The organism is Lewinella sp. W8, assembly GCF_004375085.3.
Lineage (GTDB): Bacteria > Bacteroidota > Bacteroidia > Chitinophagales > Saprospiraceae > Neolewinella.
Map to the genome: position 1 here is coordinate 85,498 of NZ_SNAQ03000003.1, position 11,908 is coordinate 97,405.

The following is an 11,908-nucleotide window of genomic DNA, read 5'->3' on the forward strand; positions in this document are numbered from 1 at the left end:
TGAAATACTGGTTGGGCTACCTGCAGGCTACCGGTTATCGATCAGGCTTCCCGCTTTTCCGTTATATCCCCGTCCTCCCGTGTTGCCTTCCCGGCCCGGTGCCCCCGGTTTCTGGAAATTAGTGGGGCAGGGGGGGAGCACCCTGGGCTCCGCGGCGTTGCCACCGCGACCACCCTGGCCACCCTGTCCGCCCCGGCCACTGATGCCGGGGTTGGCGCTGAACTTGATCAGTTGATTAAGGTTGGTCGCCCCCGAATATTTTAGCGGGAAGCCAAAGCGCTCAATGACCAGGTTACCACCGTTTCCACCGTTACCACCGCGGCCACCCTGGCCCCCTGCGCCACCGGATCCGGCGGGGCAAAGCAGCGCACAGCTGCCGTTACCTCCCCGGCCACCCTGACCTCCATCTCCACCCTGACCACCGTTCTGGCCATCCAGGGTTACGACCATTCCGTCGAGGCGGAGAATCGTGGCAAAATTAATGCGCAGGTTGGGCCCGGACTGTCCGTCCACGCCGTCCCGGCCGGCCTGGCCCGGGCGCCCCTGAGCGCAGTCCGCGCCGGCGTTAGCACCATTACTGCCGGGAGAGGCTTGACGCGCAACGGATTTTTCACTTGTGATCTGCAGCACGCCGTCAATGTCTACACTTTCGGCAATGATGATGAATTCCCGCACGTCAGCGGCCAGTTCGATCACGGCGTCACCCTCCACAATGAAGCGGTCCACCCGCAGGGGAGAGGCCGCCTGGGTTAATCGACGGCGTTCGCCGGAACGTAAAATAAACGTACTGGCGTTGGCTTCCCGCGGTAGGCGGATGGTGAGGTAACCTGCGTCCGCGGAGGGCGGCCCCTGTTGGGTCTGTGGCGTCCGCTGCACGGGGTCGCGAAGATTGACCGTACGGTCCTGATATCCGGAATAGGAGGCGGTCACGAGGAGGTCTTCTTCCCCTGCTTCGGGGACGCTCAGCTGGTAAATTCCCGTAATCTCATCGGTATTCACCACTTCCTGCGAGTTCCCCCGCTCCACCACCAGGCGGGCACCGGTAATCACACTACCGTCGGCATCATCCACCACCTGGATGATGATATTATTGGCGGAGGGATTGTCAATGGGGGGCGAGGTCGACTGGAAATACAGGGGAACGGTGCTCGAGGAAAGATCCTCTGCCGCAATTAACTGGAAGCCATATCCGGCAGGAGAAATCAAATAGCCCGAGACTTCTTCGGGGGTTGGGGCCAATTCAATTACCCCGCTGGGGGTCGTGATGAGAGAAATGGCGGGAAGCGGGTTCTGTCGATTTCTCAGGAATGAAGCCAGTCGGGTTCTGAGATTGGGAGCCGTTTCTCCCCGACGGATGGGATACACAACCACTCCGGCTCCGGCAATGGGCTGTCGGGTGGTTTCGTCCAGGAGTTTTATCAGGAGCCTGGTCTCCTCGGTCGTGGTTTGCGGGGGCTGCTGTACGGGAACCTGCTGGGTGGGTGCCCAGACGTGACGGAAGGCAATGGTCTTTGCGGCTTCGGTCACCCAGTCCCCCGCCTTAAATTCCTCGATGATCACCCGCAAAGAATCAGAAGTTCCCTCAAAATCACCGCCTTCCAAATCGATGGACGCCGTGGTGAGGTCCGGGTCAATTTCGATGGGAAATAAGTCAGGACTTTCCCCACTGGCAATTACCGCCAGAATACCCCTTCGCTGTGAGGTGGAAGACTGGAGGTAATAGCTGGTGGTAATTCTTAACCCTCCGTCCGCTAATTCGGCTCCGTTGATGTCCACTACCCGGGTGGCCTCCCGGTCCAGCAAGGTGGCGAGGTTTGGCCGGTAAGACAGGGTGTCGAAGTATTGATCCCACATACCTCCGGAATAATCTTCCCGCAACCGGTTCTTGGCCACGTTGGAACCTTCCTCCGCCCGGATGGCGTAATACCGCATCAGTCCGCCCAAATGCCCGAAATTAAGCTGCATGCCAAGTAATTCTGCATTGGTGGAATCGATACTGAAGTTGATCTGCCGTTCGTACCAGTGCAGGAGCAGCCCCCAGAAATTATCGTCATCCCCCAGCGTATCCAGTCCGGGAAGATGCTCGGTATTGAAGAATTCGGCGCACTCGTTGTAGATGCCGATGAGCTGGTTGATCTCGGCCAGGGTGTATCGGCCATCAGGGTAGGCCTCCTGGGCCTCCACGATCTTGTCCTTGAAGGTGGCGTACTCTCCGTTGTCGTAGGCCGTCAGGGCCTGTACGTGCGCTCGGGCGTAATCACTGGTCGGCCCCCGGTCTTCGGCAATCAAATCCAGTACCGGATAGTCCTCCATGGCCGAATACAAATCCTGAGTATTGTGCCACCGGTACAGCGCGAAGAGCAGGAAAAGCACAATCCAGAAGCTCACCCCGATCATCATCGGAAACCACTTCGGTTTGTCAAAGGTAATTTCTTCTTCTTCCTCTTCCGGAGCGTCTTTTTCACCCAGATTCGTAGGCTCGGGACGGAAATATTCCTCGAGGGTGGGGGGCTCCGAAAGGGTTTGCTCGGGGGAAATGTTGGAGGATTGCGCGCGCTCGGAAACGTAATCGTCCAGCTTTGCGGCCAGGGCCAGCAGCCCGTCGGCGAGATTTTGTTCCCCGAAGCGGAAGGGGGTTGATTTGGTGGTCGCTCGTTGCTTGGTCTGCTTGAGCGGCGGCGGACTGCTCATCTTCAGGATGGACAGGTTCTGGTCCCTTAAACGCTCATGTTCTTCGGCGTACTGCGGCGCACGTTCATTGATGAATCCCGCCAGGTAGCCCAGCGCCTGGGTGTACTGTTTTCTCTCTACAAAGGCTTCCACGATTACGCTGGGGAGCTCTTCGCTGGCCGGCTCTTGCCCGGCCGTCGCCTGGCCGGCCTCCGCCTGGCGAAGCAGTTCCAGCAGGCCCATCGCGGCTCGGTTCCGTTCTATTTCCTTTTCCTGGTAGGCGATCATCCCGGAGCGCCAGCGTTTCTCCAGGTCTGCTGCCTGGTTCTGTAACATTGCCAACTCGTTCAGGGAAAGTCTTTCCTGGGACTCTCCAACGGCCAGCGCTCCTTCAATGGCGGGAAGAAGTTCCCCCCTGGCCAGGGTTTCCCGCACGCGAACGAATTCACTTTCCTCTGCGGGGGCGGCTCCATAATTGTCGGGGGCTTCCTTTTCGATCAACGATAACCATTCCAGTATCGCCAATGTGACCCGATTGGTGGCGATGCTGGACTCTTCTGGGCTTAACACCCCCCGCCGGTTATCGTACTCAATGCCAGAAACGCGGAACCGATAGAAGTAGCATTCGTCCAGATAAGCCGAAAAATCACTAGTCAAAATGGGCTGGATCACTTCCAGGGCGGCTCTGGGCTCACCTTTCACCAGCGCTTTCCTGCTACGCTTCAGTCCATCTTCCAGGGCCTCCATGGCGGCACCTTTCAGCGAAGCTTGCTCAGCACCCTTTCCGGAAGTATCCTGGTATTCCCGTTCAATTTCTCGTTCCAGATCATCGAGTAGGGCGTCGTCCAGGACGTCGGCATCAATGAGGTAGTGAAGTTCCTTCTTAAGTTGATTATCCCCCTTGTTGAGGAGGTAGCGCTGAACGACCAGGATGTTGTCCAGCTGCTGTTCGGCGTACCCTCCCGCCGCGGCGGGCCGGGCCCGCCGTAATTCCTCGGCTACGGTTTCCCGGGCTAGCCGTTCGACCTCCGGGTCGATGCCCTCCAACAGGTCTTCCCGGACCCCGCTACTGATGTAACCCTCGTCCAGGGCGGGCCAACGACTGATTTTTAGTAGGTTATCGTAGTTGACCTCTACGTCCTGCGAAGACAAGCTGTGTCCGATGGCCACCGTCAGGTCAAGGTTGGGGTTGGGGTACACGGCCAGCGCCCGGGCCCAGGTTTGTAGTGCCGGATCGGTGGCGAAATAATCCATCACGTCCTCTCCGTCCCGCCACCGGAAGTCTTTGATGGATTCGTCAATCCGCTTTTCCCGCATCTTCTCCCGGAAGTGGTCAAAGTTTCCACCGAGCTCTAGTTGATGGTTTTCCAGCTTTTCGGCGGCCAGGAAGATGCCCTCGCTGTCGCTCGGAAACAGCCCGAAGTGTTGGAAAAGGAGTTTTTCCTGAAACCCCCAGTCTACGGGCGCGATGGGCGTAAGGATCAGCCGTTGGGGGAAGGCCGAAATCCACTGCAGGTGATGGGGGGCAATGCTGGGCACCCCCTTGGCGGCATGATCGAGTAACTCGTGGGCGTCGCCGAGAATGAGCAACCGCTGCCCCCCGAACCTCTGGGCGAGTTCTTCGATGGCTAACCCGTCCGGTTCCCGCTCGTTCCAGCACCGGTTCAGCTGGTGCTGGTAGTAGTAGACCTCCGCGTAGACGTCCCGCCGGGTAAGCTCGGCGGAAAGGCGCCGAAAGAGCCGACCCCGGTGACTTTTCGGGTCCACCTCGTCGATCAGCAGGACGTATTCACTGGCAAAACTCTTGGCGGAGAAGCGGGCGTTGGGAAAACCACCACTGTTGATGGTTGCTTTAAGCGTGGCGGGCACGTTCAGTACCCTGGCGCCTTCCTCACTGGCCCGCTCCCGCATGGCCCGGGCCAGCCGCAGATGGCTGGTCTCCAGGGGGATGTTTTTTGTCTGACTTACCCAGGGAATCTTGTAGGGTGGCCGGTCGGGGGCCACGGCAAGCACCCGTTCTTCGGCTCGCTTGCGCAATTCGGCTTCTTCCCGGGCAGCCTGCTCCAGTTCTTTGACTTGCTTCCACCACCGACGAAAACCCCAAACAAATAGCAGTAGCCATAGTCCGCCAAGTGTCCACGGCAGCCAGGAACGGATGCCGGCGTTGCGGTCGTGGGTAACGGGAAGGAAGGCATAGGTGGGCACCGTCACCTTTTCGATTCCGGTGAGTACGTCCGTGAGGTGGGTAATCTCACAGGGAGCTACCGCCCGCCGAAGGGATACCGTCACCGCAATTTCATATCGTTTCTCGGCGGGGAGCTTAATCGCCAGGGTACGGTCTCGTCCCTGACTTTCCCCGTCCACGGTCCATTTGTATTCGTAATCCTCGGGGCGGTAGCCCAGGGTGGCGAGTAGCTCATCGTCGAAAAGCGCCGTAAAATCGTATTCGTTTTCGGGGGAGTAATCGGCCAGACTTTCCGGTAGTTCGATGCCGATCAGGGGGGGAGGGTTGCTGCACCGGACGTCGAGATACTTGATGGTCCGACCATTACTGCTGGTCTGGGGCGCCCACACCTCCAGGGTGATTAACTGCTGGGCCGCTTCGTCCACAATCGGGGCGACCCGGTAGGGTAGGTCCCAGTTGGTGCTGTCCACGAGGATCGTGTCTCCCGTCGGGCCACTGGTGACGGTCCAGGTCCACCGCAGGTCCGTGCTGTCCAGTCCCGGAAAGTAGGAACTGTTGGTAAAGACGATGGCTTCGTCGATCCGGGCCGTGTTCGGCCCGGTAATGCTTACCGTAGTTTCGCCCGTGGTCCGTAAATAATCCCGGATGAGGAAGAAGGAGATGGCGGCCAGGGCAAAAGACGCCAGCATGACGTAGGGCCAGGCCCGGTCGAACCACCGCCGGACTTTCTTATCCGTCGTCTGCTCTCCTGCCGCTTGCGGATGTCCGATAACCGGACGGGTTTCCTTCAGCTCCTCGAGGTAGGTCGCGAAAATTCGGGCAAAAACGGCCTGTTCCCCACCATTCTTGCACAACGCCGGCCCCAGAATCAACCCCAGCTCCTCGGGCTTTTTCAGCCGGTCAGGACCAAAGGCCCGCAATAGCCGGTACACCCGCAGCCGGTCGGCGGGGGTGATCTCGAAGCCAGCGGCTTCGAGCCGGAGGAACAATCCCTCCAGGGGCAATATGTGGGTTGGTTCTGCGATGACGATGGTCGTTGTTCAGCAATCCGTGTGGTCGGCCTTAGCCGTAAAGCTCCCGGAGTTTCTGGCGGTCTTCTTCGGTTTTGACGAGGATGGACAGCTGGTGAATGCCGGGTTGAACGTTGTCAATCTTGCCGTCGGGATTCATCACCGCCAGCATCCGCAACCAGGCGATCAGTTCGGCCGTGGACGGTTTCTTTCGCAAGTCCTGGGCCTGCAGATCCTGAAAATACTTGATCAGGTCCTTGAGGGCAGACTCGGTGTACCGATTGTGCTCCCCCAGCTGGGCCTTGGCGATTCGCAGGAGGGTTTCGGCGTCGGGGCGCTCGATGTGGTGGAATACGCAACGCCGCAGAAAGGCGTTGGGGAGGTTCTTTTCCGAGTTGGACGTCATGATGATGACGATCCGCCGCTCGGGATTGGCCGTAATCCGGCGGTTGCCCTGTTCCCGAACCTCAAAGGTGTAATGCTTGATCTCGTTGAGCAGGTCATTGGGCAGATCCCTTGGGGCCTTATCGATCTCGTCAATGAGCACAACGCTGCTCTGATCTAGATGCTCCTCTCCGCGTAAGGGAAAATCTGGAGCAGCGTCGCTCCGGGAGCGGGCGATGGCCAGCCCCAGGGCCTGGAGCTTCAAAAAGTGACGAACCTGTGCGGATTCGGCGTCCCCTTCCTTGAGGTTGGCGGCCCGGAAGTGCCCGAGGGCATCGTAAGTATAAAACAGGTCCCGGGCCTCCACGGTCGTTTTCGTATTAAAGATGTGGGGGGTGGGCGCAAAATTAAGCCCGTGCGCATCGTTGGCGGCCGCCAGGTCCGCGGCCACTTTGTAGGCCAGCTCCGTCTTTCCGGTGCCAGGGGCGCCGGTCACCAGCAGCGGCTGCCCGAGGGCAATGGCCGTCTCCACGGCAAGCCGCAATTCGTCGGTCAGGATGTATTTGGCCGGCTCGAAGGCCGGCGGCCGGGCGTCGCGGATGGTGAAGCTCATGATATTAGCTTTTCGTTGTAATCGTTGATGAGGCGCTGGATCTCGGGGTTGATCACGGCCATGTAATGGGGGGTATCCGGGTCGAAGATGCTTTCTCCGAAAATGCGGGGGTTGTCTCCCTCGGTGAGGACCTTCCGGTAGCGTTTCAACCAGTTGACGACGTCGTCGCACCAGACCTTCTCAAATTCCGAAATGACGCAGGCCCCCGCAATGTCCTGGACGGCTTGCCGGACGGATTCGGCGCGTTCCGCCCGCCTTTCGTTGAACTCAAAGGAGAAGAAAAACAGAAACTGGGGCGCGGATTCTGGAAGGGGATGACTGCGGATATGTTCGATGAACCAGGTGACGGTTTCGGCAGCCAGCTCCGGCTTTCGGTCCTGGTCTTCCAGCCGGAAGAAAACGGTAACGATATCCCCCTTCTCCAGCGCGTTCACGCGGGGAGAGTTTTCCCAGAAATACTGAAGGGTTTTATCCATCAGTGGCCCGTGGGCGTCCGCGTTAAGTCCGGCCTTATCGTAAAGTCTTACCAGAATTTCCTGGCGATACTCTTCGGGTTTTCGGCGGCGGGAAACCACGTAGGGAGTCAGCCGTTCCACGGAAACGGGGTTGAGGAGATCCGGGTTATCGATGTCCCGGAAGTGTCCCATCAGATCGTGGGCCACCCGCTCGAAAAAGTGTTCGTGCTCGTGGCGATCGTCTCCCTGGAGGATGAAGAATTGACACTGCTCGTCACTACAGCGGAAATCCAGCAAATCATCCATCTGGTCTTCCCGGTTGATGGTGTAGGCATGAAAGATGTCCACCGGATGTCTTTCCGGCAGTCCGGCGGGGTCCTCCTGGCGATTTTCGATGGAGCTAACCAGTCGTAACAGATCGCCGGCTACCTGAGCCCGGTAGGTGCTCACGTGAAACTCCAGGATCTCTCCGTTCGTGATTCGCCGCTCCTGGTCGTTGTGGCGGGAGGTCAGCTGCACCACCGCATCTTCCCTTTCCGGAGCCACTTGCTGCACCACGGACCGTAGCTGCACCAGGGCAGCATCGATATCGGGTAAAGCAACGAGGTCTCGAATCTCCTTAAACGCGGAGGACATAGTATGGGTAGGCTGTGATGTAGTCGGAAAAATACAATGTTTTCCGTCAATTGCAACGGCGTGCGGGTGCCGGGAATTTTGGCAAGGAGCAAAAATGATGGGGCGGGCAGCCCAAGGGTCGCTTAATTCCCACTAACCTGGCCATCCGGGCAACCCTGGCACCTGCCCCTCGGGCCCACTAAATGGACGACTTTGCTCGGCTTCTTCTCGCTTGGTTTCAAGCGCTTCAATGCTGGAATCGCTGTGTCCAAAAAGAACAGCCGGACGATGGGAAGACGTGCTCCAGATAATGAAATGGCCCGGAAAGTGAGTAGGATATTCCAACTTCTTTCCGGGCCATCGTCACCTTACGATCTTCTCGGCCTTAGAGACGGTAGAAGAAGGTGCAGAGGAAGTAGCGACCGAGGGCGTCGCTGGTCGTTTCGGAGTTCACGAAGGCCTGGGCCGTCCGGTTGATGACGGTGTTCTGATCGAGGAGGTCGAAGGCGGCAATCCGGAAGTAGTGACGCGCCTTCTTGAAGGGCCGTACCTCCAGGGCGGCACGGAGATCAGGAATGTCGGTGCTTCCGGTGAAGCCCGCATCTTCGAAGAAGCGGTACAGGAAGCGGGTTTCCAGACGCCAGCGGGGATTGACCTCCAGCTCAAATTGCGCCAGTAGGTCGTGGGTCACGGTTTCAATGACGGGCGAAGTATCATCACTGAAGGCGTTGCGGTTGGTGGTGTAGGTGTAGCCCAGTTTGATGAAGCTGTCCTCGTTCAGCTCCGAGGTGATGTTACCCCCGAGGGAGGCCGTGGTGGAGATGTTCGTTTGGCTTTCTCCGTCGACAAAGCCCTGGCCCCGGCTGCCGATAATGCTGGCGTCCACCCGGAATTCCCCGTTGATGAAGTTCATGCCGATGGTCGAGCCGAAGAAGGCGTTACCCGTCCAGGCGTGGCTGACGTTTACCGTTTGGTAAATCTGCTGCCCGCGGGTGAAGGTCACGGAGTTACCGAAGGCATTGTCCGTGTAGGTGGCCGAGAGGTTGGCGTTGGCGCTGATGGCGCGGTACTGATCGTTGAACCAGAGGAAGGTCCGGAAGGAGTGGCGTACGGCGGGTTCCAGATCGGCGTTACCGATGGTGACCCGACCGGTGCTTCCGGGTTGAGCGATGGTCTGCAGCTGGTTAACGGAGGGTGCGCTTACGCTGGTGTTGAAGCTGGAACTGAAGAAGCCCTTCTTCAGGCGCAGGCGGAGTCGTGCGTTGGGCAGAATGTAGTTGAAGCGTTCGCTGCGCATGACGTCGCCCTCCAGGCCCAGCTCTTTGCTCTGGTATCCCGTGCCGAAAGAGAAGTTATTGCCCCGGCCGAAGGGGTGGACCAGCGAGACGGTACCCGTGTATCCGTTCCAGGTTCTGGTCAGGAGGTTCTCGGTTTCGTCCTCGTCGAGGCGGAAGTCATAATCTCCTTCGTTCTGATCAAATTCGTAGTTGGTCGTCAATGACAGGCGCCACTTTTCCGAGAGGGGTTCGGTGAAGTTCAGTCGCCCGCCGTAGGAAGTGTTGACGGTCAGCTGGTCCTGGAATTGCTGGCCGTTGGCCAGCGCACCGGGGATGGCGAGTTCTTCGCCCAGTCCGGCGGTGGTCAGGATCAGGTCGTTGGTCGTTTCGTTGTAGCTACCGTCCACGGAAGCCTGGAAGGTCCGGCCTTCCTCTTTGCCGATCCGGGTGTTGTAGCTGGCTCGAATGTCACCTCCGGGGCGTTCGTTGGTCGTCCGCTGATCAACGCTGTAGTCTTCGGTGAAATCTTCGCCTTCAATGATGGTGTTGGCCAGGCTGTTGTTGGCCCCGCCGGTGATGAAACCGGAACCGTTTACCCGCAGCCGGCCCACGCTGTCCACTTTTTGCCGGTATTCAAAACCGATGCGGTGGCTGTAGCTGTCGCTGGCGTTGGTCTGTACGGTTTCGGTGTTTCGTTTGTCGTCGGCCCGGGTAAAGGCTTCCCGGGTGGTGGCCTGCTGGGCCTGGGTGCGGTCGAAGAGGGCGTAGTCGGCGGTCAGCTGACCGTTCTTGCCGATCGAGCGGCCGAAGTTGACGCCGGCAGCCAGGCTTCGGTTTTGTCCAGCGGCATCGCCGCCGCTGACGGGCAGGTTGCCGTCGTCACCGAAGCGGGTGAAGCGGCCGCGGCCGGAATTGCCGTTAAATTCGGCGATCTCGTCTCCGGAGAAACCTACCCGGTTGATGTTGTTGATGGTTCCGAGAATACCGAGCTGGGAAACGTCGCTGATGCGGAAACCCTTACCCCCGGCCTGGTATCGCTCCTCCGTACCGTAACCGGCGTAGAGGTCACCAAATACTTTGGCCTTGAATTCGTCCTTCATCTCCAGGTTGATGGTGGTGTTGTCCTGTCCGTCGTCTACCCCCGAGACTTCCTCGGCGTCCGTCTGCTGGTCAAAGACTTCGACGTTCTGAACGGCCTTGGCGTCAAGGTTTTGCGTAAGCAGGGTAGAGTTACCGGCGAAGAAGGGCTTACCGTTGATCAGCACTTCGTTGACGGGTCTTCCCCGCCAGGTGATTTGCCCGTTGGCGTCCACGCTCATTCCGGGAAGTCGACGCAGGAGGTCTTCCACCACGGCATTTTCGCCCACGGCGAACGCATCGGCGTCGTACATCATCGTGTCGCCCTTCATCCGGATTGGAATGCGGTCGGCGGTTACTTCCACGCCGTTGAGGAAGAAGCCGGCGGGGTACATTTTGAGTTCACCGAGACCGAGAAACTGGTCATCTTCGGTGATGTTGAGTTTTTGGTCGGGGCGCTCATAACCGAGGAAAGTCACGCGGAGCAGGTACTCTCCGGGTTTTACGTTCTGCATCAGAAATTCTCCCTTGCCGTCGGTAGTACCGAAGGCGGTCAGGAGGCTGTCGGTGCTGCGCAGCAGTACGGCGTTGGCACCCGGAAGGGTCATGCCGGTGGTATCCACCACGGTGGCACTGATTTCAGTCTGGGCCACTGCAAACAAGGACGAAAAGACTAAAAGCAGGGTAAAAAGGTTTCTCATAAGGCTGGGGTTATTGGAAGGAAAGTGAACGTGGCGATGGGGGAGCAGGCATGCCCGGAAGCATCGGTGCGGCGGGAATGTCTGCTCCTCCAGCGCAAAAATTAATTTCTACCTCTTTGCCAACTGCGGCGACGGCGTTCCATCATTTCGCGGGCACGGGCCATTTCTTTTTCGAATTTCTCGCGGGTAATGACCTGCTCGTCGGCGGGGCGCTCGATGGTCAGGGCTTCTCCGCTGGGTTGCATGGTCAGCATTTTGTACTCGGTGTAGCGGCCCTCATTTTGCACTTTGAGGTACACAATGGCGCCGGGCAGACCACCGTAGCCGCGGGGACCGACGCTTACGGGAATGCTGGGGGTGTAGTAGGCGGTGAGCGTGTCTCCCTCAATGCTTACGGCCGTGGCCAGCTTGGTGGGCAGGGGGATTTCCCGCATACCGATGTCGGCCTTGGCGATGTTCCACTTCGGGGCGACCCACTCGTCCTCCATAATGAAGGCGCGATCCATCACCCGACGGCGGTCGGTAACCGTGGAGTCTTTCAGGTTGGTGTAGTAGATGTCGGGGTTCTCCTGGTTGCGCATCCACCAGCCGCCACGACCACCTCCGCCGGTGTTTTCGGCCGGCAACTGCTGATAACTGAAGGCTTCTTCGTTGAAGGTCACCCGGCCCACCCGGTCAAATTCACCGTCGGCCATCCGCTTCATGATTTCGTCCTTGCGGTCTTTGGGCATCCAGTCGCCCATCTCAAAGTAGTAGCGTTCGTTGTAGTCAATGGTGCCACTGGAGATTTGCGCCCGAAGGGCGGGGGCAAAAAACAACATTAGCAGGGCGATCAGGGGTAATTTCGTGTACTTCATACAGCCTTAAATGATTCTTCTTTAAAAAAGATGCGCAAAACTGCGGCAAACAGTATGCTCATTG

Annotated in this window: 5 protein-coding genes; all 5 read right to left on the reverse strand. The window is 58.6% G+C overall.

Features of this window, described 5'->3' with window-relative positions:
* Positions 1-27 precede the first annotated feature (27 nt).
* The gene (locus E1J53_RS24530; protein WP_134271810.1) at positions 28-5,859 is read right to left on the reverse strand and encodes a carboxypeptidase-like regulatory domain-containing protein; all 5,832 of its coding nucleotides are present in this window, start codon (positions 5,857-5,859) and stop codon (positions 28-30) included.
* A 58-nt stretch (positions 5,860-5,917) separates the two neighbouring features.
* A complete protein-coding gene (locus E1J53_RS04770) occupies positions 5,918-6,862 on the reverse strand; it encodes a MoxR family ATPase (protein ID WP_134271811.1) in 945 nt (314 codons plus the stop codon).
* Positions 6,859-7,953: a hypothetical protein gene (locus E1J53_RS04775; protein ID WP_134271812.1), complete on the reverse strand. Its 1,095-nt coding sequence runs from the start codon at positions 7,951-7,953 to the stop codon at positions 6,859-6,861. Before E1J53_RS04775 ends, E1J53_RS04770 begins: the two co-directional genes overlap by 4 nt.
* Before the next feature lie 364 nt (positions 7,954-8,317).
* Positions 8,318-10,987, reverse strand: coding sequence for a TonB-dependent receptor (locus E1J53_RS04780; RefSeq protein WP_134271813.1), 2,670 nt, complete (start codon positions 10,985-10,987; stop codon positions 8,318-8,320).
* 101 nt (positions 10,988-11,088) lie between these two features.
* Positions 11,089-11,844, reverse strand: coding sequence for a GLPGLI family protein (locus tag E1J53_RS04785; RefSeq protein ID WP_134271814.1), 756 nt, complete (start codon positions 11,842-11,844; stop codon positions 11,089-11,091).
* Between the last annotated feature and the right edge of the window lie 64 nt (positions 11,845-11,908).

Bases quoted from the DNA above. Each gene is read 5' to 3' on its own strand.
- E1J53_RS04775 (WP_134271812.1), bottom strand. From the start codon at position 7,953: ATGTCCTCCGCGTTTAAGGAGATTCGAGACCTCGTTGCTTTACCCGAT.
- E1J53_RS04770 (WP_134271811.1), bottom strand. From the start codon at position 6,862: ATGAGCTTCACCATCCGCGACGCCCGGCCGCCGGCCTTCGAGCCGGCC.
- E1J53_RS04785 (WP_134271814.1), bottom strand. From the start codon at position 11,844: ATGAAGTACACGAAATTACCCCTGATCGCCCTGCTAATGTTGTTTTTT.
- E1J53_RS04780 (WP_134271813.1), bottom strand. From the start codon at position 10,987: ATGAGAAACCTTTTTACCCTGCTTTTAGTCTTTTCGTCCTTGTTTGCA.